We start from the raw sequence: 21,860 nt of genomic DNA, 5'->3' as shown, positions 1-21,860 counted from the left end.
CCTACCGGACTGCCGCCTTCAGAGGTACGGCAGGGTCCGCGGCCCGCTCCCGGTCGACGGGCGTGCCCTGCTCGATCAGCCGGCGCCCCTGGGCCAGGTCGCGGGGGCGGCCCACCGCCAGCAGGGCCACGAGCGCGTCGCCGCGCAGCCACAGGACGGTCCAGGCCGCGCCGGCGGGGTCGCCGCGCCACAGCAGGGTGTCGGCGGCGCCGTGGTGCCCGGCGTACTGCACGAAACGGCCGAACTGCTCGGACCAGAAGTAGGGCACCGGGTCGTAGGGCGCGGCGGCCTCGCCGAGGATGTCGGCGGCGACGGTGCGGGGGCCCTGGAGGGCGTTGTCCCAGTGGTGGACGAGGAGCCGTTCGCCGTAGCGGGCGGACGGGAAGGAGGCGCAGTCGCCGACCGCGTAGACGTCGGGCAGCGTGGTGCGCAGGTGGTCGTCGGCGGTGAGCGCGCCGCTCGGGTCGAGGGCGGCGCCCGAGCCCGCGAGCCAGCCGGTGGCGGGGCGGGCGCCGATGCCGACGACGACGGCGTCGGCGGGCAGTTCGCGGGGCGGGGCGGGGGCGGGGGCCGGGGGGTTCGCGGGGGCGGCGGCGAGCAGGACCCGCCCCGGCTCGACGCGCTCCACGCGCGCGTGGAGGAGGAGTTCGGTGCCGCTCTCGGCGTACCAGGCGGCCATGGGGGCGGTCACCTCGGCGGGCAGGGCGCCGGCGAGGGGCCGGTCGGCGGCCTCGACGACGGTGACGGCGCAGCCGGCCTCGCGGGCGGCGGTGGCGAACTCGGCGCCGATCCAGCCGGCGCCGACGACCACGATGTCGTGGCGGCGCTCCAGGACCGGCTTGAGCCGGGCGGCGTCGTCGAGGGTGCGCAGCAGGTGCACCCCGGGGACGCCCTCGCCGCCGGGCAGCGTGAGCGGGTGGGCGCCGGTGGCGACGACGAGGGTGTCGTACGGGACGGGGCCGGCCTCGGTGTCGACCTCGTGGTCGGCGGCCCGCAGGCCGGTGACCTCGACGCCGAGGCGGAGCTGGACGCCGAGGGCCTCGAAGTCGATGTCGAAGGCGGAGTCCTCGGCCTTGCCGAGCAGGACCGCCTTGGAGAGCGGCGGCCGGTCGTAGGGCTGGTGGGGCTCGGCGCCGATGAGGGTGACCGGACCGGTGAAGCCCTGCTCGCGCAGGGCGACGGCGGTCTGGACGCCGGCCATCCCGGCACCCACGATCACGACGTGCCGCTGTGTCTGCTTCTGCTCGTGCTGCTTCTGCTCGCTCACCCGGTCACCTTACGCAGCTGACGCAACGTCAGGAAGGCAGCTGCTCCACGACACTGGTGCCGGCGCCCTCCCGGGACTCCCACGTCCAGCTCTCCTCCAGCCGGAGGCGCCCGTCCGCGAGCTCCACCACGGTCGAGGCGCAATGCCCGGAAGCGGTGGACCCGTCGAGGCGCAACTGGACGTACCGGAAGTCGAGCCGGTCCCCCGAGCGCGTGCCGACGAGACTCCCCCGGACCACGTCGCCGCCGGCGTACTCGGCCCAGATCCGGCCGTCCTCCTCGTGGTACGTGAACCGGGTGCGGACACCGACCTGACCGGGAGCCTGGTCGGCGACGGGGGCGAAGACCAGTCCGTCGAGGGATCGCGGCACGGGGAGGCTCCCTTACTGGGCGTCGGGGGCGGGGGTTAGTCTGACCGTCAACGTAGAGCACTCGCGGGAGCCCGGACGCACCGGGCTGAGAGGGAGGCTGGCCGGCCTCCGACCGTACGAACCTGATCCGGGTCATGCCGGCGAAGGGAGGGGCTGGACGCCCATGTCGCGTACACCGAGCACGTCCGACGTCCTCGTCATCGGGGGCGGCGTCATCGGCCTGGTCACGGCCTGGCGGGCCGCGCAGCGCGGACTGCGCACCGCCGTGGCCGACCCCGAACCGGGCGGCGGGGCCGCCCGGGTGGCCGCGGGCATGCTCGCCGCCGTCACCGAACTCCACTACGGCGAGGAGACCCTCCTCGGCCTCAACCTCGCCTCCGCGCGCCGCTACCCCGACTTCGTCGCCGAACTCGCCGAGATCACCGGCCAGGACGTCGGCTACCGCGCCTGCGGCACCCTCGCCGTCGCGCTCGACGCCGACGACCGGGCCCATCTGCGCGAACTGCACGCCCTGCAGGCCCGTTGCGGGCTCGCCTCGGAGTGGCTGACCGGCCGGGAGTGCCGCCGCCTCGAACCCATGCTGGCGCCCGGCGTGCGGGGCGGGCTGCGCGTGGACGGCGACCACCAGGTCGACCCGCGCCGGCTCGCCGCCGCGCTCGTGGCCGCCTGCGAGCGGGCCGGGGTGGTCTTCCACCGTTCCGCCGCGGAACGGCTCACGGTGGCCGGCGACCGGGCCCGCGGCGCGCTCCTGGCCGACGGGACCGAGGCGGCGGCGGACCAGGTGGTGCTGGCCGCGGGCAGTCGGAGCGGCCGGCTCGCCGGGGTGCCGGCGGACGTGCTGCCGCCCGTACGGCCCGTGAAGGGGCAGGTGCTGCGGCTGCGCGTGCCGCCCGCGTACGCGCCGTTCCTGTCCCGGACGGTCCGGGCGGTGGTGCGCGGCAGCCACGTCTACCTCGTCCCGCGCGCCGACGGCGAACTCGTCGTCGGCGCGACCAGCGAGGAGCTCGGCTGGGACACCACCGTCACCGCGGGCGGGGTGTACGAGCTGCTGCGCGACGCGCACGAGCTCGTGCCCGGCATCACCGAGCTGCCGCTCACCGAGACCCGCGCCGGGCTGCGGCCCGGTTCACCCGACAACGCGCCGCTGCTTGGCCCGAGCGCCCTGCCGGGACTGCACCTGGCCACCGGCCACTACCGCAACGGGGTGCTGCTCACCCCCGTCACCGGCGATGTCATGGCGGAGGCGCTCACCACCGGCACGCTGCCGGACGAGGCCCGCCCGTTCACCGCCCTCCGCTTCTCTCCCGCGCACCTGGAGCACGCATGAACACCTCCGTGAACGTGTCCGTCAACGGAGAGGCCCGGGCCCTCGCGGGCCCGCTCTCCCTCGACGCCCTCGTCGCCACCCTCACCACGGCTCCCTCCGGGGTGGCCGCCGCGGTCAACGAGACCGTCGTGCCGCGCAGCCGGTGGGCCACGACCGTGCTCGCCGAGGGCGACCGGGTCGAGGTCCTGACCGCGGTGCAGGGGGGCTGAGCGCGATGTCCGACGACGTCTTCCTGCTCGGCGGTACGGAGTTCTCCTCCCGCCTGATCATGGGCACCGGCGGGGCGCCCAGCCTCGACGTGCTCGAACGCTCCCTGGTCGCCAGCGGCACGGAGCTGACCACGGTGGCCATGCGCCGCCTCGACCCGAACGTGGCGGGCTCGGTGCTGTCGGTCCTGGAGCGGCTGGGCATCCGGGTCCTGCCGAACACGGCGGGCTGCTTCACGGCCGGCGAGGCGGTCCTGACCGCCCGGCTGGCCCGGGAGGCGCTCGGCACGGACTGGGTCAAGCTGGAGGTCATCGCCGACGAGCGGACCCTGCTGCCGGACGGCGAGGAGCTGCTCGCGGCGGCGGAGACGCTGGTGGACGACGGGTTCGTCGTCCTGCCGTACACCAACGACGACCCGGTGCTGGCGCGGAAGCTGGAGGACGCCGGCTGTGCGGCGATCATGCCGCTGGGGTCGCCGATCGGGTCCGGGCTCGGCATCCGCAACCCGCACAACTTCGAGCTGATCGTGGAGCGGGCGGGGGTGCCGGTGATCCTGGACGCCGGGGCGGGCACGGCGTCGGACGCGGCGCAGGCGATGGAGCTGGGGTGCGCGGCGGTGATGCTGGCGTCGGCGGTGACGCGGGCGCAGGAGCCGGTTCTGATGGCGGGGGCGATGCGGCACGCGGTCGAGGCGGGGCGCCTGGCGTACCGGGCGGGGCGCATTCCCCGGCGCCACTTCGCGGAGGCGTCCTCCCCGCACGAGGGCCGCGCCCGCCTGGACCCCGAACGCCCGGCCTTCTGACCCGGCGTCCCCTCCCGCCCCGCCCGCCCCGGCGAGGCCCTCGTCACAGGTGCGCTGCAAGGGCGCCGGGGCGGGCGGAAGGGGGAGGGCGCACTCGTAGACTCGACGGCGTGGACACGACCCTTCAGGACCCCCTCGTCGGGCGGCTGCTCGACGGCCGCTACCGCGTCGACGCGCGCGTGGCCGTCGGCGGGATGGCCACGGTGTACCGGGCCGTCGACACCCGCCTGGACCGGGTGCTCGCACTCAAGGTGATGCACCCGGACCTGGCCACGGACGCCGCGTTCGTCGAGCGGTTCATGCGGGAGGCCAAGTCCGTCGCGCGGCTGGCGCACCCGAACGTGGTCGGGGTCTTCGACCAGGGCGCGGACGGCGCGTACGTGTACCTGGCGATGGAGTACGTCGCCGGCTGCACCCTGCGCGACGTGCTGCGCGAGCGCGGTGCGCTCCCGCCCCGGGCGGCCTTCGACGTGCTGGAGCCGGTGCTCGCCGCGCTGGGGGCCGCGCACCGGGCCGGGTTCGTGCACCGGGACATGAAGCCGGAGAACGTCCTGATAGGGGACGACGGCCGGGTAAAGGTCGCCGACTTCGGGCTCGTGCGGGCCGTGGGCTCGGCCACGGACACCACCGGTGCCGTCCTCGGCACCGTGTCGTACCTCGCGCCGGAGCAGATCGAGCACGGCACCGCCGACACCCGCGCCGACGTGTACGCGTGCGGTGTCGTCCTCTACGAGATGCTGACGGGCGCCAAGCCGCACTCCGGGGACACCCCCGCCCAGGTCCTGTACCGGCACCTGAACACCGACGTCCCGGCGCCCTCCGCCGTCGTCCCGGGCCTGCCGGCGGAGCTGGACGAGCTGGTGGCGTGCGCCACCGCCCGGGATCCCGAGGCCCGCCCGTACGACGCGGTCGCGCTGCTCGCCCTGGCCCGCGAGGCGCGCGCCGCCCTCAGCGAGGAGCAGCTGGACGCCGTGCCGCCGCAGGCCCGGGCCCAGGTGCGCAGCGGCGCGGAGGACCGCACCAGCGTCATCCCGCGGGTGCTGCCGCTGCCCGTCGAGCACACCAGCCGGCTGCCCGCTCCCCCGGACCCCGGTCCCGCTCCGGGCCGGGGCCCGGTCACGGTGCACCGCCGCACGGCGTTCCTGGTCGTCGCCGCCGTCCTGCTGTCCCTCGGCCTGGGGACCGGCGTCTGGTACATCAACTCCGGCCAGTTCACCCGCGTGCCCGCCGTCCTCGGCCAGACCGAGGCCCAGGCCACCCAGCGGCTGGCCGACGCCGGTCTCGACGTCGGCACCACCGAGCGCGCGTACAGCGACGTGTACGAGCGCGGCACGGTCATGGCCGTCGATCCGGCGCCGGGCGAGCGGATCCGCGGCAACGGGACGGTGACCCTCACCCTCTCGCGCGGGCCGAGGATCGTGAAGGTGCCCAACCTCAAGGGCACCCCCCTCGAGGAGGCGAAGAAGGCGCTGGCCGCGGAGGGCCTGGCGCCGGGCGTGATCACGTACGCCTTCAGCCGGTCGGTCGCCCAGGGCGCGGTCATCGGCTCCGACCCGGAGCCCGGCACCGAGCGGAGCCCGGACTCGGCCGTCGCCCTGCAGGTCAGCAGGGGCGCGCCGATCGAGGTCCCGGACCTCACCGGCGAGTCGGTGCCGGACGCGACGGCCACGCTGCAGGAGGCGGGCCTGAAGGTGGTGGTGGCCGCGGAGCGCATCCACTCCCCCGAGGACGCGGGGACCGTGGCCGCCCAGTCCCTCGCCGAGGGCAGCCGGGCCGCCAAGGGGGACACGATCACCCTGACCGTCTCCAAGGGGCCGCGGATGGTCGCCGTCCCGGACGTCGTCGGGATGAAGACGGACGAGGCCCGCGGCGAGCTGGAGGCGGCCGGCTTCCGGGTGAAGGTCGAGAAGACCTTCCCGTTCCTCGGCGACACCGTCACCGGCCAGTCCGTCGAGGGCGGCACGAACGCCCCCGAGGGCTCGGCCGTCACCATCACGATCAAGGGACTGTAGAGACTCATGCGCAACCCCGTCGGCGGCCACGTCCCCGTGGCCGGCGGCCTCGCCACGACCGGTCTCGGCTACGCACGCGAGCTCGGGGCCGAGGCCGTGCAGGTCTTCGTCGCCAATCCGCGCGGCTGGGCGACCCCCCTCGGCAATCCGGCCCAGGACGAGCTGTTCCGGGCCGGCTGCGAGGCCGAGGCGATCTCCGCCTGGGTGCACGCCCCGTACCTGATCAACTTCGGCTCCCACACCGAGGCGACGGTGGACAGGTCGGTGGAGTCGCTGCGGCACTCGCTGCGCCGTGCCCGGCAGATCGGCGCGAAGGGGGTGGTGGTGCACACCGGTTCGGCGACCGGGGGGCGGCCGCGCGCGGAGGCGCTCGCGCAGGTCCGGGAGCGGATGCTGCCGCTGCTGGACGAGCTGACGCACGAGGACGACCCGGATCTGCTGATCGAGTCGACGGCCGGGCAGGGCTTCTCGCTCTGCTCGCGGGCGGAGGACTTCGGGCCGTACTTCGACGCGCTGGAGCGGCATCCGAAGCTGGGCATCTGTCTGGACACCTGCCACGTCTTCGCCGCGGGCCACGACCTGACGGGGCCGGACGGCGCGCGTCGCACCCTCGACGAGCTGGTGGCGGTGGTCGGCGAGGGGCGGCTGAAGCTGGTCCACGCCAATGACTCGAAGGACGTCGCGGGCGCGCACAAGGACCGGCACGCGAACATCGGCGCGGGGCACATCGGCCAGGACGCCTTCGCACAGCTGCTGAGTCACCCGGCGACCGCGGGCGTACCGTTGATCATCGAGACGCCGGGCGGGCCGCAGGGGCACAAGGCGGATGTGGAGCTGCTGAAGAAACTGCGTTGAGGAATACCCTAGGGGGGTATACGGTTCTTCTGTACGGAGGAACCGCCATCCGAGCTTGGGGGCACCCATGCAGCACGACGCGCACGCCCACCACGAGCACCATCAGCACCACGGGCACGGCGGGCACTCCGCCGCTCACGAGCACGGCGCGCACCAGGGCCACGACCACGGCCCCGCCTCCTGGGCGATGGCCGCCAAGGCCACCCTGCACTGCCTCACCGGCTGCGCCATCGGCGAGGTGCTCGGCATGATCATCGGCACCGCGCTCGGCTGGGGCAACGCCCCGACGATGGCGCTCGCGATCGTCCTGGCGTTCTTCTTCGGCTACTCACTGACCCTCTGGGCCGTCGTGCGGGCCGGACTGAGCCTGAAGGCGGCCGTCGGCGTCGCCCTGGCCGCGGACACGCTGTCCATCACCGTGATGGAGATCGTCGACAACGGGGTCCTGCTGCTGGTCCCGGGGGCGATGGACGCGCACCTGTCGGACGCGCTGTTCTGGGGCGCCTTGGCCTTCGCGTTCCTGGTGGCCTTCGTGGTCACGACCCCCGTCAACAAGTGGATGATCGGGCGCGGCAAGGGCCACGCCGTGGTCCACCGGTACCACTGACGGCCCGCCGGAGCGACGGTCCCCTAGAGCTCGGGGCCGTCGCCCGGCTCCTCCTGGTACGAGTAGCGCTGCTCCCGCCACGGGTCGCCGATGTTGTGGTAGCCGCGCTCCTCCCAGAAGCCCCGCCGGTCGGCGGCCATGTACTCCACGCCCCGGACCCATTTGGGCCCCTTCCAGGCGTACAGGTGCGGCACCACGAGCCGCAGCGGGAAGCCGTGTTCCGCGGTGAGCGGTTCGCCGTCCTTGTGGGTGGCGAAGATCGTCTGCTCGGAGGCGAAGTCCGCGAGGCGCATGTTGGCGCTGTAGCCGTACTCCGCCCAGACCATCACATGGGTGACGCCGGGCGCGGGAGGGGCCAGCTCCAGGATCGTCCGGGCGGGCACTCCGCCCCATTCGGCCCCGAGCATGCTGAACTTCGTCACGCAGTGCAGATCGGCCACGACGGTGGCGAAGGGCAGTGCCGAGAACTCCTCGTGGTTCCAGCAGTGCTTGTCGCCGTCGGCGGTCGCCCCGAAGACCCGGAACTCCCAGCGGTCCGGCTTGAAGCGCGGCACGGGGCCGTAGTGGGTGACCGGCCAGCCGCGCTGGATCCGCTGCCCCGGCGGAAGTTCCGACGCCGCCGACGCTGCTGCTTCGCGGCGTGCTCCGCCCTCCGGCTGACCCATGTCTTCCATGGTGACAGACCGCGAGGGGTGGTCATGACCAGCCATGCCCCACTCATCCCGGCGATTTTCTGACAATTAAGGCAACCCACAGTAAGCCTGCACTTACTGGACGCCACCCATTCGCGCTGCAAGGATGCGGCCATCCTGCCCAGTGGCGGCACCGACATGCGTGGAAGGATCCTGAAGCTATGCAGGGCGACCCCGAGGTCCTCGAGTTCCTCAACGAGCAGCTGACCGGCGAGCTGACGGCGATCAACCAGTACTGGCTGCACTACCGAATCCAGGACAACAAGGGCTGGACCAAGCTCGCGAAGTACACCCGCGAAGAGTCCATCGACGAGATGAAGCACGCGGACAAGCTGACCGAGCGCATCCTCATGCTCGACGGTCTGCCCAACTACCAGCGGCTCTTCCACGTCCGCGTGGGCCAGACGGTCAAGGAGATGTTCGAGGCCGACCGCCAGGTCGAGGTGGAGGCGATCGACCGCCTGAAGCGCGGCATCGAGGTCATGCGGGCCAAGGGCGACATCACCTCGGCGAACCTCTTCGAGGAGATCCTGGCGGACGAGGAGCACCACATCGACTACCTCGACACCCAGCTGGAACTCATCGAGCAGCTGGGCGAGGCGCTCTACTGCTCGACGCTGATCGAGCAGCCGAGCTAGCCGGCGGACCGGCCGGCCGACCACTGCCGGGCTAGGCGGCCTCGGAGAGATCCTCGGCGAGGTCCTCCACGGAGGCGAGCTCCGCCGCGAGGGCCGGCATGCCCTGGTCGACGAGCTCGCGACGCGGGCAGTTGCCGCGCCCGAGGATGGCCTGAATGCGTCGTACACACGAGCCGCAGTCGGTGCCCGCCTTGCAGGCCGAAGCGATCTGGCGGGGCGTACAGGCGCCGGCTTCCGCGTGCTCCTTGACCTGCTTCTCCGTGACGGCGAAGCATGAGCAGACGTACACGCGGTTCACCTCCCGCCGAGATCGATTAGGTTTACCTAACCTTACCCGGCGCCGGGTAGGCGCAAAAGTCCTGGAAACGACGATGGGGTGCGGATCACATGGATCCGCACCCCGTCGTCGTAGGAAGACACTTACTGATCGCGGTACATCTCCGCCACCAGGAACGCCAGGTCCAGCGACTGGCTGCGGTTCAGCCGCGGGTCGCAGGCCGTCTCGTAGCGCTGGTGCAGGTCGTCGACGAAGATCTCGTCGCCGCCGCCCACGCACTCGGTGACGTCGTCACCGGTGAGCTCGACGTGGATGCCGCCCGGGTGGGTGCCCAGCTCCTTGTGCACCTCGAAGAAGCCCTTGACCTCGTCGAGCACGTCGTCGAAGCGGCGGGTCTTGTGGCCGGAGGCGGCCTCGAAGGTGTTGCCGTGCATCGGGTCGGTGACCCAGGCGACGGTCGCGCCGGAGGCGGTGACCTTCTCGACCAGCTCGGGGAGCCGGTCGCGGACCTTGTCGGCGCCCATGCGGACGATGAAGGTCAGCCGGCCCGGCTCGCGGTCCGGGTCCAGCCGGTCGATGTACGTCAGCGCCTCTTCGGCGGTGGTCGTCGGACCCAGCTTGATCCCGATCGGGTTCGCGATCTGCGCGGCGAACTCGACGTGGGCGTGGTCCAGCTGACGGGTGCGCTCACCGATCCACACCATGTGGCCGGAGGTGTCGTACAGCTTGCCGGTGCGCGAGTCCGTACGGGTCAGGGCGCCCTCGTAGTCGAGGAGCAGCGCCTCGTGGGACGCGTAGAACTCCACCGCGCGGAACTCGGCCGGGTCGGTGCCACAGGCCTTCATGAAGTTCAGGGCGTTGTCGATCTCGCGCGCCAGCTGCTCGTAGCGCTGGCCCGACGGGGAGGACTTCACGAAGTCCTGGTTCCAGGCGTGCACCTGGCGCAGGTCGGCGTAGCCACCGGTGGTGAAGGCGCGGACCAGGTTCAGCGTGGAGGCGGAGGCGTGGTACATCCGCTTGAGGCGCTCGGGGTCCGGGATCCGGGCCTTCTCGTTGAACTCGAAGCCGTTGACGGAGTCGCCCCGGTAGGTCGGCAGCGTCACCCCGTCGCGGGTCTCGGTCCCCTTGGAACGCGGCTTGGAGTACTGGCCGGCGATCCGGCCGACCTTCACCACCGGCACGGAGGCCGCGTAGGTCAGGACGGCGCTCATCTGGAGCAGGGTCTTCAGTTTGGCGCGGATGTGGTCCGCGCTCACGGCGTCGAAGGCCTCGGCGCAGTCGCCACCCTGAAGCAGGAACGCCTCGCCACGGGCGACGGCTCCCATCCGGGCGCGCAGCTGGTCGCACTCGCCGGCGAAGACGAGCGGCGGATACGACTCGAGGTCCGCGATCACATCGCGCAGAGCCTCGGCATCGGGGTACTCGGGCTGCTGCGCCGCGGGCAGGTCTCGCCAGGTCGCCTTGGCGACGGCGTGGGTGTCAGCGTTCACGGTCACGCCACCACAGTACGTGGCGAAAAGAACCGTCCACGACAGTGACCGCGTACTGAGACGAATGAGACGCGTTCCCCCGGTCCGTGGGCTACGATCGGCGCCATGTTCGCGCAGACGACCCAGTACTGGTGGTGGACCGCTCATCCGGCGGCCCACTGACTGCGCGTACCCGAACCACACGCGAAGGCCGCCCGAGGGGCGGCCTTTCCCGTACCCGGAGCTCACGCCCGGCAGGCCGTTCCTCTCCGAACCCCACGGAAGGAACACCGACCCATGGACCTCTCTTTCTCCGGGCTCCTCCCCCGTCTCCTCGACGACTCCTGCCCGCCCTTCGCGCTGCTGCGCCGGCGCACCCCGGGCCGGGACCACGACACCGTCGAGGTGCTGATCGGCCCGGTACACGAGGCCGAGCGGCTGGCCGAGCTGCCGGTGGGCGACCGGCCGGCACTGGCCCTCGTGCCGTTCCGGCAGATCCGCGAGCGCGGTTTCGACGTGCGCGACGACGGCACCCCGCTGTCGGTGCTGGTCGCCGAGGAGACGTACGAGCTGCCGCTCGCCGAGGTCCTCGACGGGCTGCCCGCCCATGACGTACGGGTCGAGGACGGCGGATTTGACGTCTCCGACGAGGAGTACGGGCGGATCGTGCGGCGGGTCATCGACGAGGAGATCGGGCGGGGCGAGGGCGCCAACTTCGTCATCCGCCGCACCTACACCGGCACCCTGCCCGGCTTCGGGCGGCCCGACGCGCTGGCCCTGTTCCGGCGCCTGCTCGCGGGCGAGCGGGGCGCGTACTGGACCTTCGTGGTGCACACCGGGGACCGCACGCTGGTCGGGGCCAGCCCGGAGGTGCACGTGCGGATGTCGGGCGGGAGGAGCGAGCGCGAAGCGCTCTCGGTCGAGGGCGGTGGCGGTGGCGGAAGGCGGGTGGGCGGCACCGTCGTGATGAACCCGATCAGCGGCACCTACCGCTACCCGGCGGGCACGGCGCCCACGCCCGAGGACCTGCTGGCCTTCCTGGCCGACCGCAAGGAGACCGAGGAGCTCTCCATGGTGGTCGACGAGGAGCTGAAGATGATGTGCACGGTCGGCGACATGGGCGGAATGGTGATCGGGCCCCGGCTGAAGGAGATGGCACATCTCGCCCATACGGAGTACGAGCTGCGCGGGCGTTCCTCGCTGGACGTGCGCGAGGTGCTGCGCGAGACGATGTTCGCGGCGACCGTCACCGGGTCGCCGGTGCAGAACGCGTGCCGGGTCATCGAGCGGCACGAGGCCGGCGGGCGGGGCTACTACGCGGGGGCGCTGGCGCTGCTCGGCACGGACGGGAACGGGGCCCAGACGCTGGACTCGCCGATCCTGATCCGCACCGCCGACATCTCCGCCGACGGCCGGCTGCGGGTCGCGGTCGGCGCGACCCTGGTCCGGCACTCCGATCCGGCGTCCGAGGTCGCCGAGACCCACGCCAAGGCGGCGGGCGTGCTGACGGCGCTGGGGGTACGGGAGGGCCGGCCGGACGGCGAGGCCGCGGCGCCCGCACGGGCCCGGCTCGCCGACGATCCCCGGGTGCGGGCGGCGCTCGACGCGCGCCGGGCGGACCTGGCGCCGTTCTGGCTCACGATGCAGGTCCGTTCGGCGGAGCTGTCCGGGCACGCGCTGGTGATCGACGCGGAGGACACCTTCACCGCCATGCTGGCGCACCTGCTGCGCTCCTCGGGCCTGGAGGTGTCGGTGCTGCGCTACGACGAGCCGGGGCTGCGGGAGCTGGCGCTCGCGCACGAGGGCCCGATCGTGCTCGGCCCGGGGCCGGGCGACCCCTCGGACGCGGCGGACCCGAAGATGCGGTTCCTGCGCGGGCTGACGGCCGGGCTGCTGCGCGGACACCGGCACGGTCTGCTCGGGGTGTGCCTGGGCCACGAGCTGATCGCGGCCGAGCTGGGCCTGGAGATCGTCCGCAAGCGCACCCCGTTCCAGGGGGCGCAGGTGCGGATCGACCTGTTCGGGCAGGAGCGCACGGTCGGCTTCTACAACAGCTTCACGGCGCGGTGCGACGACCGCACGGCGACGGAGCTGGCGCTGCACCGGATCGAGGTGAGCCGGGACCCGGAGTCGGACGAGGTCCACGCGCTGCGCGGCCGCGGTTTCGCCGGCGTGCAGTTCCACCCGGAGTCGGTGCTGACGACGGACGGTGCGGCCCTGACGGCCTCGCTCCTGGCGGGGGTGCTGGTCTAGGCGCTCCTCGGTACCAGGACGTTCTCGCTGCGCCGCCCCGCGAGGTAGTCGAGGACGTTCTGGACCGTGGTGTCGACGATCTGGCCGACCGCCTCGGCCGTGTAGTACGCCTGGTGGGAGGTGACCAGCACGTTGGGGAAGGTCACCAGGCGGGCCAGGGTGTCGTCCTCGATGCCCGCGAGGGACCGGTCGAGGAAGAACAGGCCCGCCTCCGCCTCGTAGACGTCGAGACCGACGCCGGTGAAGCGGCCGGCGCGCAGTTCGCGGACCAGGGCCTCGGTGTCGACGAGGCCGCCGCGGCTGGTGTTCACCAGGATCGCGTCGTCCTTCATGGAGCGCAGGGCGGCGGCGTCGATGAGGTGGTGGGTGGCCGGGAGCAGCGGTACGTGGAGGCTGACGAGGTCGGACTCGGCGAGGAGCCGGTCCTTGTCGACGTACTTCATGCCGAGGGCGGCGCAGGCCGGGTTCTCGGCGATGTCCCAGCCGAGCAGGTTCATCCCGAAGCCGTGGGCGATCCGGGTGAAGGCCTCGCCGATCTTGCCGGTGCCGAGGACGCCGGCGGTGCGGCCGCGCAGGTCGCGGCCCATCAGTCCGTCGAGCCGGAAGTCGAAGTCGCGGGTGCGGCCCGCCGCGCGGACGATCCTGCGGTTGACGGCCGTCGCGAGGGTCCAGGCGAACTCGGCGACCGCGTACGGCGAGTAGAAGGAGACCCGGGCGACGGTGAGGCCGAGGCGGTCGGCGACGTCGAGGTCGATGTTGTTGAAGCCGGTGGAGCGCTGGGCGATCATCCGGGTGCCGCCGTCGCTGAGGATCTCCAGGACCCGCCGGTCGAGGGCGGCGTTGACGCTGGTGGAGACGATCTCGTGGCCGGCGGCGATGGGGGCCGTGTCCTGGTTGAGGAAGACGTCGACGCAGCGGACGTCGTGGTGTCCCGCGAAGGCCCTCTCGATGAGCGGCCGCTCGTCCGCCTGTACGCCGAATGCCAGGATTTCCACGGGTTTCCCCTTCATCGGGCGGTATCGGTCCGGATGGGGGCGAATATACGACCCGTGCGGCACAGGCGCTCAGCCGAAGAAGACCCCGGCCTCCGCGTACAGCGCCGGGTCGACGGTCTTGAGGCGGTCGGTCGCGGCGGCCAGCGGGACGCGGACCACGTCGGTGCCGCGCAGGGCGACCGTGGTGCCGTACGCCCGGTCCCGTACGGCGTCCACGGCGTGCAGCCCGAAGCGGGTGGCCAGCCAGCGGTCGAAGGCACTGGGGCTGCCGCCGCGCTGGACGTGGCCGAGGACGGTGGTGCGGGCCTCCTGGCCGGTGCGCCGCGCGATCTCCCCGGCCAGCCACTCCCCCACCGAGCCGGGCACGGGCGCGCCGTCGCTGGGCCGGGCGCCCTCGGCGACAACGAGGATGGGGGCGTAGGCGGCCTCGAAGCGGGAGGCGACCCAGGCGCAGACCTGGTCGAGGTCGAAGCGCTGTTCGGGGACGAGGATGACGTTGGCGCCGCCGGCGAGTCCGGCGTGCAGCGCGATCCAGCCGGTGTGCCGGCCCATGACCTCGACGACGAGGACCCGGCGGTGGGAGTCGGCGGTGGTGTGGAGGCGGTCGATGGCCTCGGTGGCGATGCCGACGGCCGTGTCGAAGCCGAAGGTCCAGTCGGTGGCCGGGAGGTCGTTGTCGATGGTCTTGGGCACGCCCACGCAGGGCACGCCGTGTTCGGTGTGCAGCCGGGCGGCGATGCCGAGGGTGCCGCGGCCCCCGATGACGACGAGGGCGTCGGAGCGCTGCTTGGCGAGGTTCTCCTTCAGCCGCCGGACGCCGTCGGGGACGGCGAAGGGGTCGGTGCGGGAGGAGCCGAGCACGGTGCCGCCGCGCGGCAGGATGCCGCGGACGGCCGGCACGTCGAGCGGGACGGCGTCGCCGTCCACGACACCGCGCCAGCCGTCCCGGAAGCCGGTGACGCTCCAGCCGTACTCCTGGACGCCCTTGCGGACGACGGCGCGGATGACCGCGTTGAGTCCGGGGCAGTCTCCTCCGCCGGTCAGCACACCGACGCGCATGGGCACTCCTTCGCCGTCCGAGGGGTGCGGCCCACGCTAGTGGTGACGAGGGCCGCTCCGAGACAGCGAGGAGGGTGAATCGACCGTGTCACCCCGCCGGGGGCCCGCGGCCGCGGTCAGGCGTCGTCGAGGCCGCGCTCGATGGCGTAGCGGACGAGCTCGACGCGGTTGTGCAGCTGGAGCTTGCCCAGGGTGTTCTGGACGTGGTTCTGCACGGTGCGGTGCGAGATGACGAGCCGTTCGGCGATCTGCTTGTAGCTCAGGCCCTTGGCGACCAGGCGCAGCACTTCGGTCTCGCGCTCGGTGAGCTGCGGGGCCTTCGGCTCGTCCCGGCCCGCCGCCGGGGCGGGTTCGGAGGCGAGCCGCCGGTACTCGCCGAGGACGAGGCCGGCGAGGCCCGGGGTGAAGACGGGGTCGCCGACGGCGGTGCGGCGCACCGCGTCCAGGAGTTCCGCCGTGCTGGCGGACTTCAGGAGGTAGCCGGTGGCGCCGGACTTCACGGCCTCCAGGACGTCGGCGTGCTCGCCGCTCGCCGAGAGCACCAGCACCCGCAGCCGCGGGTCGGCGGCGACGAGTTCCTTGCAGACCTGGACGCCGGGCTTGAGGGGCAGGTTCAGGTCGAGGACGAGGACGTCGGGGTCGGCCGCGGCGGCGCGGCGCACGGCCTGTTCGCCGTCGCCGGCCGTGGCGACCACGTCGAGGCCCGCCTCGGCGAGGTCGCGGGCGACCGCGTCCCGCCACATCGGGTGGTCGTCGACGACCATGACCCTGATCGGCTGCCGGGGCCGCCCGTCGGGTGCGTCCTGGCCGGCCTGCTCGCGCTGCCCGTGCTGCTCGTTCACTTCGCTCCTGCCTTCCCCCGCCGTTCCCGCGGTGTGCGCGGGACCTTCAGTTCCACTTCGGTGCCCTGGCCGGGGACCGAGACCAGGTCGGCGCTGCCGCCGAGGTCCCGCAGTCTGCCCCTGATGGACAGGGCGACGCCCATCCGGCCCTCGCCCTCGGCCTGGGCGAGCCGGCCCTCGGGGATGCCGGGGCCGTCGTCCCGTACGGTCACGACCACTTCGTCGCCCCAGTCCTCGACCAGGATCCACGCCCTGGCTCCCTCGCCCGCGTGCACCCGCACATTGTCCAGGGCGGCGCCGACCGCGGCGGCCAGTTCGCGTGCGGCGGGGGCCGGGAGGAGGACGGGGCTGCCGGGGTCGGAGAGGGTGACCCGGGACCCGGCGCGCGGGGCGAGCAGGGTGCGCAGGTCGACGTCGGCGGCGTCGTGCTCGTCGGGCACCTCGACGACCCGGACGACGGCGCCCTCGGACTCGTCCTCGGAGACGTGCGAGGGGCGGGTGAGGCCGCCGGCCACCAGGGTGCGCAGGGCGACCTCCTGCTCGCCGGCCATCCGGCCCAGCTCGGCCGCCTCGCCGCCGAGGGCGGTGCCGCGCCGCTGCACCATGGCGAGGACCTGGAGCACGCTGTCGTGGATGTCCCGGGCGAGGCGTTCCCGTTCGCGGGTGGCGGCCTCGATCTCCAGGGCGCGGGCGAGCGTGCGCTCGGAGGCGCGGGCGACCTCGACGACGTAGCCGATGGCGATGGAGGCGACCCAGACGAGCAGCACGTTGTGCAGGGTGTCGCGGCTGGGGTGGCCGCGCTCGATGATGTTGGCGACGGCGACCAGGGACGAGGCGAGGCCGGCCCAGCGCCAGCCGCCCTTGATGGCGTACGCGAGGACGGAGCCGGCGGTCCATATCGAGGGCAGGGTGGGGTGGTCGACGGACTGCGCCTGGTGGTCGGCGAGCGGGGTGAGCAGGATGCCGGTCAGCGCGAGGGTGAGGTCGGCGGCGAGGAAGCGTCTGGTGCAGCTGGCGGCGTTCGCCACCTTGGGGAGGGTGGCGAGGGTCCACAGGCACAGGACGGCGAGGAAGGCGGCGGCGATCCAGGGCCGTTCGTAGCCCTGGCGTCCGAAGAGGCCGAGCATCACCGCGTAGATCATCGTCAGGACGCGGTACGCGGTGAGCGCGCGCCACAGCGGCTGCTCGACCGACATGCGCACGACACGTTCGCGCCTGGCCATCTCCCCCACCCCCGAGCGCCCCTACGGGGTCAGGCGCCGGACTCTTCCCGTGCCGCGATCTCGGCCTTGACGGCTTCCTTGGCGGCCTTCTCGGCCTCGGCGATCTGCCGCTTGGCGGCGGTCGCGTAGATGTCGACGTACTCCTGGCCGGACAGCTTCATGATCTCGTACATGACCTCGTCGGTCACCGAGCGCAGGATGAAGCGGTCGCCCTCCATGCCCTGGTAGCGGCTGAAGTCGAGCGGCTTGCCGATCCGGATGCCCGGGCGCATCAGCTTGGGCACGATCTTGCCGGGCGGCTGGATCTTCTCGGTGTCGATCATCGCGACCGGGATCACGGGGGCGCCGGTGGCGAGGGCCACGCGGGCCAGGCCGCCCGGCTTGCCGCGGTAGAGCCGGCCGTCGGGCGAGCGGGTGCCCTCGGGGTAGATCCCGAACAGGCCCCCCTTCTCGATGACCTCGATGCCGGCCTTGATCGCCGCCTCGCCCGCACCACGCGCGCCGGAGCGGTCGACCGGGAGCTGGCCGACGCCCTTGAAGAAGGCGGCCGTCAGCTTGCCCTTGACGCCGGGGGTGGTGAAGTACTCGGCCTTGGCGATGAAGGTCACCTTGCGGTCGAGGACGGCGGGCAGGAAGAAGGAGTCGGAGAACGACAGGTGGTTGCTCGCGAGGATCGCCGGTCCCTCGGCGGGAACGTTCTCGAGGCCCTCCACCCAGGGCCTGAAGGCGACCTTCAGGGACCCTCCGAGGGAGAACTTCATTGCGCCGTAGATCAACTCGCCATGCCTTCCGTGTGCCGTCATGACGACCTTATCCCGTACGGGCCCCGACCGGCCGCCGCGGCGGGTCGTGCGGTCCCGTGCTTCGTGTGAACGCCCTGGTCGGTGTCGGTCCGGTCGCGTACGGTGAAAGCCTTCCCCTTACCGAAGCGCTTCGGGCCGGTCCGCGAGAGCGGGGGCCGAAGTCGAACCCGAACAGGAGACCCCGTGCCGGTCCTTCCTGGAGCCGAGCCGTACCGCCACGAGGGCGGAGAGGTCGGCGTCCTCCTCTGTCACGGATTCACCGGTTCCCCGCAGTCGATGCGCCCCTGGGCCGAGTACCTGGCCGGACGCGGGCTGACGGTGTCGCTGCCGCTGCTGCCCGGGCACGGCACCCGCTGGCAGGACATGCAGCTCACCACCTGGCACGACTGGTACGCGGAGGTGGACCGGGCGCTGCGCGAGCTGACCGGGCGCTGCGAGCGGGTGTTCGTCATGGGCCTGTCGATGGGCGGCGCCCTGACCCTGCGCCTCGCGGCGCGGTACGGCGACGCGGTCAGCGGGATCGTGCTGGTCAACCCGGGCAACAAGGTGCACGGGGTCGCGGCCCGCGCGCTGCCGGTGGTGCGGCACTTCGTGCCGTCGACGAAGGGCATCGCGAGCGACATCGCCAAGCCGGGCTCGGTGGAGATCGGCTACGAGCGGGTGCCGCTGCACGCGGCGTACTCGCTGCGGCGCTTCTTCCGGATCGTCGACGCGGAGCTGCCGCAGGTCACGCAGCCGATGCTGCTGCTGCACAGCCCGCAGGACCACGTGGTGCCGCCGGCCGACTCGGCACGGATCCTCAGCCGGGTCTCCTCGACGGACGTGAAGGAGGTCATCCTGGAACAGAGCTACCACGTGGCGACGTTGGACCTCGATGCGGAGCGGATCTTCGAGGAGAGCTGGGCGTTCGTGTCCCGGCTCGCTCCGGAACTCGTCGGCGAGAAGGGAAGCGCGAGCGGTGGCTGAACAGCAGGACGGGGAGCGCGAGCCCCAGCCCATCGACGAGGAGGCGGCCTGGGCCGCGATCGTCGCCGGGTACGGGGAGGAGCCCGCCGACCCTCCGGGCGCGCGTCCCTTCCGGCCGGTGGAGGACCTGGCGCTGCCGGACATGCCGGAGGACGCGGAGCAGGCGGACGGCGACCACCGGCGCGGTGCCGGCGGCGCGGCCCGGACCGGGAGCGACGGCGGCGCCGTGGCCGGGGCCGCGGGGGTCGCGGCTTCCGACGGCCCGGCGGAGGCGCAGGCGGACGGTCCCGCGGGCGGACGGGCGGGCGGACCGGCGCAGGGCCCGGCGGACGGCCCGGTGACGCCGGACGCCGCCGACAAGCCCGACAAGTTCCGCAAGCGGGAGGAGCCGGACGGGCCCGCCGCGGCGGAGGGGCCCGGCGAGGACGACAGGCCCGCGCTGGGCTCGTCGATCGTCTTCGCGCCGGGCGTCGGCGTGGGAGGCGGCGGCCCGCGCGACTACTCGCTGGCCGAACCGGACCCGGCCCCGGGCGCCGCGGACGACGGCGACGCGGACGAGGGCCACTTCGTCCCGCCGGAGCCGCCGCCGCTGCCGGAGGCCGACACCACGACCAAGTTCGCGTGGCTCGGCGTGGTCGGCGGCCCGGTCCTGATGCTGCTCGCCGTGCTGCTCCGGTGGGACATGACCTGGTGGCTGACCACCCTGTGCGTGGGCGGCTTCCTGGGCGGCTTCGTGACGCTGGTGGCCCGGATGAAGCACGACGACGAGGACGACGACGGCTTCGACGACCCGGGCCGCGGCGCCGTGGTGTAGCGGCGGGGCGGTCCTAGGCGGCCGGTACGCGGACCACCGCCAGGACCGGCAGGTGGTCCGTCGCCGCCGTCAGGTCCCGCCGGTCGAGACCGGTGGGGACGCCGCAGGCGAGGAACTCGACGCCCGGCGTCGCCAGGACCGCGTCGATGCGGCGGTCGGGGGCGGTGGCGGGCCAGGTGTGCTCCCCGCCCCAGGGCGCGGCCTCCCGGCCGTCCCGGAGTTCCTTCGTCAGCCGGTCCCAGGTCCGGCCGCCCGGCGGTTCGTTGAGGTCTCCGGCGACCACGGCGTACGGGGTGCCGAGGGCGGCCACCCGGTCCAGGAGCAGGCCCGCCTGGGCGTGGCGCTCGTCGGCGTACAGGCTGAGGTGGCAGCTGACCAGGCCCAGGCGCGCGCCGCCGATCCGGACGACGGCGGTGGCGAGGCCGCGCCGGTGCCGGCCCGGGGTGAGCGGCAGCAGGACGTCCTCGGTGTGCTCCACGGTGGCCCGCAGCGAGCAGAGCAGCAGCGGTCCGGCGGCGGTGGCGCCGCCGGACAGCACGACCAGGTCGCTCTTGGCGGCCAGCCGGGCCGCGTGCTTGCGCCAGCGGAAGAAGCGCGGGGCCTCCTGGACGAGGACGAGGTCGGGGGCGCAGGCCCGGATCACCCGGGCGAGGGCGTCCTCGTCGTCGCGCAGGGAGCGCACGTTGTAGGAGAGGACCCGGACGACGGCCGAACCGTCGGCTTCGGTGCGGGAGTCGGGGAGCTCGCTCATCGCCATGGGGCCACCCTAAGCACGGTGCCCGCCGCGCCCCGCAGGGCACGACGGGCACCGTCGGTCGTGAACGGGTGTCCCGGCCGGTGGCTCAGCCCTGGCGGGCGAGGTCGGCCGCGCCGACCAGGCCGGCCTTGTTGCCGAGCTGGGCGGCGAGGACCTGGGCGTGCGGACGGTACCGGCCGCCGATCAGCCAGCGCCGGAAGGACTTGCGGATCGGGTCGAGGACCAGTTCGCCCTCGTCGGAGACGCCGCCGCCGACGATGAACGCCGACGGGTCGAACAGCGACGCCAGGTCCGCGAGGCCGGCACCGGCCCAGCGGGCCAGCTCGCGGAAGGAGTCGATGGCGACCGGGTCGCCCGCGCGGGCGGCCTCGCTGACGTGCCTGCCCTGGATGCCCTCGGGGGTGCCGTCACCGAGTCCGAGGAGCACCTCGGCGCGCTCGGGGGTGGCGTTGGCACGCTGCTTGGCGTACCGGACGAGGGCGCGGCCGGAGGCGTACTGCTCCCAGCAGCCCTGGCTGCCGCAGCCGCACAGCAGGCCGTCGGGGACGACCCGGATGTGGCCGAACTCGGCGGCCACGCCGAAGCGTCCGCGGCGCAGCTTGTTGCCGATGATGATGCCGCCGCCGAGGCCGGTGCCGAGGGTGATGCAGATGACGTCCTCGTGGCCCTGGCCGGCGCCGAAGCGGTACTCGCCCCAGGCCGCCGCGTTGGCGTCGTTCTCGACGACGACGGGGAGGCCGACGCGCTGTTCGACCTTGTCCTTCAGCGGCTCGTGCCGCCAGTCGATGTTCGGCGCGAAGAGGACGGTGGCGCGCTTGTCGTCGACGTATCCGGCGGCTCCGATGCCGACGGCCTCGATCTGGTGCCCCTTGCCGGCCTCGGACACGGCGGCGCAGATGGCGTCGACGATGCCCTCGGGGGTCGGCGGGGTGGGCACGGTGTGCGTGTCGAGGATGTTGCCCTCCTCGTCGACCACGCCGGCCGCGATCTTCGTGCCGCCGATGTCGACGCCGATGGTGAGTCCCATGTGTCCCTCAGTTTTCGGTCGAGCCCCGCTAGGGCCCACCGTACCCGAGGAGGAGGACCGTACTGATCAGTCCGGGAATCAGTCGAGGTCGATGTGCTGGCCGGTCCCCGGACCGTCCTCGTCGTCCGGCTTCTCCGGCCCCTTCGGCCCCTCCTGCGCCCGCGGCCCCTCCGGCTCGCCGGCTGCGGCGCCGGCCGCCTGCCGGCTGTCGCCGCGGGTCCAGCGGGCCTCCTGGCCCTGGACGGCGGAGCGGTACGCGGCGAGGAGCTCGTTGCCGGCGGCGGCGAGGTGGTCGAAGACCTGCGGGTTGCGTTCGATGACGGGCTCGACGAGGGCCTTCGCCTGGTGGACGACCTGCTGGACGGTCGCGGCGGCCTGCCCGCCGGCGAGGGAGCCGCCGAGGGTGCCGGAGAGCTTGTCGGCGACGGCCTCGAAGAGCTTGCGGAACTCCTCGGCCGCGGACCCGGGCTCCTCCCCGCGCTCGGCGCGGCGGCGGGCCTTCTCGGCCTCCAGGTCCTCGGCGCAGGCCTTGGCCCAGGCGTCCGAATCGCTCATGACGTACTCCTTAGGGCTTCTACGGTCGACGGTACACGGCCCG

The 21,860-nt window shown here is 73.3% G+C and carries 24 protein-coding genes and 1 riboswitch; of the genes, 11 read left to right on the top strand and 13 right to left on the bottom strand.

Translation table 11 applies throughout. The features are described from left to right. Position 1 precedes the first annotated feature (1 nt). Both ABD954_RS25270 and ABD954_RS25265 read right to left on the bottom strand, forming a co-directional pair. Positions 2-1,267 (bottom strand): NAD(P)/FAD-dependent oxidoreductase, encoded by a 1,266-nt coding sequence (locus tag ABD954_RS25270; RefSeq protein ID WP_382745754.1) that lies wholly within the window; start codon positions 1,265-1,267, stop codon positions 2-4. Between the two features lie 28 nt (positions 1,268-1,295). Next, on the bottom strand, positions 1,296-1,637 hold the full coding sequence (locus ABD954_RS25265) for an avidin-fold protein (RefSeq protein WP_345489176.1): 342 nt from the start codon (positions 1,635-1,637) through the stop codon (positions 1,296-1,298). Positions 1,638-1,690: 53 nt separating this feature from the next. Next, positions 1,691-1,803: riboswitch (TPP riboswitch) on the top strand. Between ABD954_RS25265 and thiO the strand changes: the two genes are divergently transcribed. The 6 genes from thiO to ABD954_RS25235 all read left to right on the top strand — a co-directional run bounded on the left by thiO (position 1,801) and on the right by ABD954_RS25235 (position 7,447). Then, positions 1,801-2,964, top strand: coding sequence for a glycine oxidase ThiO (gene thiO / locus ABD954_RS25260; RefSeq protein ID WP_345489174.1), 1,164 nt, complete (start codon positions 1,801-1,803; stop codon positions 2,962-2,964). Its footprint overlaps the riboswitch before it by 3 nt. Then, positions 2,961-3,173, top strand: a complete 213-nt coding sequence (gene thiS / locus ABD954_RS25255; RefSeq protein WP_345489172.1) for a sulfur carrier protein ThiS — start codon at positions 2,961-2,963, stop codon at positions 3,171-3,173. The genes thiO and thiS overlap by 4 nt, the downstream gene beginning before the upstream one ends. 5 nt (positions 3,174-3,178) lie before the next feature. Next, positions 3,179-3,973, top strand: coding sequence for a thiazole synthase (locus ABD954_RS25250; RefSeq protein ID WP_345489170.1), 795 nt, complete (start codon positions 3,179-3,181; stop codon positions 3,971-3,973). A 110-nt stretch (positions 3,974-4,083) separates the two neighbouring features. Beyond that, positions 4,084-5,985: a Stk1 family PASTA domain-containing Ser/Thr kinase gene (gene pknB, locus ABD954_RS25245; protein WP_345489168.1), complete on the top strand. Its 1,902-nt coding sequence runs from the start codon at positions 4,084-4,086 to the stop codon at positions 5,983-5,985. A gap of 6 nt (positions 5,986-5,991) precedes the next feature. Continuing rightward, on the top strand, positions 5,992-6,840 hold the full coding sequence (locus ABD954_RS25240) for a deoxyribonuclease IV (protein ID WP_345489166.1): 849 nt from the start codon (positions 5,992-5,994) through the stop codon (positions 6,838-6,840). A gap of 67 nt (positions 6,841-6,907) precedes the next feature. Beyond that, positions 6,908-7,447: a DUF4396 domain-containing protein gene (locus ABD954_RS25235; RefSeq protein WP_345489163.1), complete on the top strand. Its 540-nt coding sequence runs from the start codon at positions 6,908-6,910 to the stop codon at positions 7,445-7,447. A 23-nt stretch (positions 7,448-7,470) separates the two neighbouring features. On the opposite strand, the gene ABD954_RS25230 is transcribed toward ABD954_RS25235, so the two are convergent. Further along, positions 7,471-8,112 carry a sulfite oxidase-like oxidoreductase gene (locus ABD954_RS25230; protein ID WP_345489161.1) on the bottom strand — a complete coding sequence of 214 codons (642 nt, stop codon included), beginning with the start codon at positions 8,110-8,112 and terminating at the stop codon, positions 7,471-7,473. A 188-nt stretch (positions 8,113-8,300) separates the two neighbouring features. Between ABD954_RS25230 and bfr the strand changes: the two genes are divergently transcribed. Then, entirely contained in the window at positions 8,301-8,777 is a 477-nt protein-coding gene (gene bfr, locus ABD954_RS25225) for a bacterioferritin (protein WP_309549481.1), read from the top strand. Between the two features lie 31 nt (positions 8,778-8,808). Here the strand turns inward: bfr and ABD954_RS25220 are convergent, their stop codons facing one another. Together ABD954_RS25220 and ABD954_RS25215 are read right to left on the bottom strand one after the other, a co-directional pair. Continuing rightward, on the bottom strand, positions 8,809-9,075 hold the full coding sequence (locus tag ABD954_RS25220; protein WP_345489157.1) for a (2Fe-2S)-binding protein: 267 nt from the start codon (positions 9,073-9,075) through the stop codon (positions 8,809-8,811). Positions 9,076-9,197: 122 nt separating this feature from the next. Beyond that, positions 9,198-10,550, bottom strand: coding sequence for a class II 3-deoxy-7-phosphoheptulonate synthase (locus ABD954_RS25215; RefSeq protein WP_345489155.1), 1,353 nt, complete (start codon positions 10,548-10,550; stop codon positions 9,198-9,200). A gap of 99 nt (positions 10,551-10,649) precedes the next feature. Between ABD954_RS25215 and ABD954_RS33670 the strand changes: the two genes are divergently transcribed. Together ABD954_RS33670 and ABD954_RS25210 are read left to right on the top strand one after the other, a co-directional pair. After that, positions 10,650-10,706, top strand: coding sequence for a trp operon leader peptide (locus ABD954_RS33670; RefSeq protein ID WP_356695341.1), 57 nt, complete (start codon positions 10,650-10,652; stop codon positions 10,704-10,706). Positions 10,707-10,820: 114 nt separating this feature from the next. Continuing rightward, positions 10,821-12,776 (top strand): anthranilate synthase family protein, encoded by a 1,956-nt coding sequence (locus ABD954_RS25210; RefSeq protein ID WP_345489153.1) that lies wholly within the window; start codon positions 10,821-10,823, stop codon positions 12,774-12,776. Here ABD954_RS25210 and ABD954_RS25205 read toward each other — a convergent pair. From ABD954_RS25205 to ABD954_RS25185, 5 genes are all read right to left on the bottom strand, one after another. Beyond that, a complete protein-coding gene (locus ABD954_RS25205) occupies positions 12,773-13,771 on the bottom strand; it encodes a 2-hydroxyacid dehydrogenase (protein WP_345489151.1) in 999 nt (332 codons plus the stop codon). The genes ABD954_RS25210 and ABD954_RS25205 overlap by 4 nt on opposite strands. A gap of 69 nt (positions 13,772-13,840) precedes the next feature. After that, entirely contained in the window at positions 13,841-14,830 is a 990-nt protein-coding gene (locus ABD954_RS25200; RefSeq protein WP_345489149.1) for an ATP-dependent 6-phosphofructokinase, read from the bottom strand. Between the two features lie 116 nt (positions 14,831-14,946). Continuing rightward, positions 14,947-15,594: a response regulator gene (locus tag ABD954_RS25195; protein WP_345492454.1), complete on the bottom strand. Its 648-nt coding sequence runs from the start codon at positions 15,592-15,594 to the stop codon at positions 14,947-14,949. A gap of 74 nt (positions 15,595-15,668) precedes the next feature. Beyond that, positions 15,669-16,895, bottom strand: coding sequence for a MacS family sensor histidine kinase (gene macS / locus ABD954_RS25190; protein ID WP_345489147.1), 1,227 nt, complete (start codon positions 16,893-16,895; stop codon positions 15,669-15,671). 29 nt (positions 16,896-16,924) lie between these two features. Then, complete coding sequence (locus tag ABD954_RS25185) at positions 16,925-17,656, bottom strand: lysophospholipid acyltransferase family protein (RefSeq protein WP_425584059.1); 732 nt, start codon at positions 17,654-17,656, stop codon at positions 16,925-16,927. A gap of 225 nt (positions 17,657-17,881) precedes the next feature. Here ABD954_RS25185 and ABD954_RS25180 point away from each other — a divergent pair, with 225 nt between their 5' ends. Together ABD954_RS25180 and ABD954_RS25175 are read left to right on the top strand one after the other, a co-directional pair. Then, a complete protein-coding gene (locus tag ABD954_RS25180; RefSeq protein ID WP_345489143.1) occupies positions 17,882-18,664 on the top strand; it encodes an alpha/beta hydrolase in 783 nt (260 codons plus the stop codon). Then, entirely contained in the window at positions 18,657-19,478 is an 822-nt protein-coding gene (locus ABD954_RS25175; protein ID WP_345489141.1) for a hypothetical protein, read from the top strand. Before ABD954_RS25180 ends, ABD954_RS25175 begins: the two co-directional genes overlap by 8 nt. A gap of 13 nt (positions 19,479-19,491) precedes the next feature. Here ABD954_RS25175 and ABD954_RS25170 read toward each other — a convergent pair whose 3' ends face one another. The 3 genes from ABD954_RS25170 to ABD954_RS25160 all read right to left on the bottom strand — a co-directional run bounded on the left by ABD954_RS25170 (position 19,492) and on the right by ABD954_RS25160 (position 21,817). After that, the gene (locus tag ABD954_RS25170) at positions 19,492-20,235 is read right to left on the bottom strand and encodes an endonuclease/exonuclease/phosphatase family protein (protein WP_345489140.1); all 744 of its coding nucleotides are present in this window, start codon (positions 20,233-20,235) and stop codon (positions 19,492-19,494) included. A gap of 85 nt (positions 20,236-20,320) precedes the next feature. Then, the gene (locus tag ABD954_RS25165; protein ID WP_345489138.1) at positions 20,321-21,262 is read right to left on the bottom strand and encodes an ROK family glucokinase; all 942 of its coding nucleotides are present in this window, start codon (positions 21,260-21,262) and stop codon (positions 20,321-20,323) included. Positions 21,263-21,340: 78 nt separating this feature from the next. Beyond that, positions 21,341-21,817, bottom strand: a complete 477-nt coding sequence (locus ABD954_RS25160) for a DUF5304 domain-containing protein (protein WP_345489136.1) — start codon at positions 21,815-21,817, stop codon at positions 21,341-21,343. Positions 21,818-21,860 lie beyond the last annotated feature (43 nt).

Source organism: Streptomyces roseoviridis (genome assembly GCF_039535235.1).
Lineage (GTDB): Bacteria > Actinomycetota > Actinomycetes > Streptomycetales > Streptomycetaceae > Streptomyces > Streptomyces roseoviridis.
Note: the sequence above shows the minus strand (reverse complement) of the source record. Positions and strands in the feature narration are given on the sequence as shown.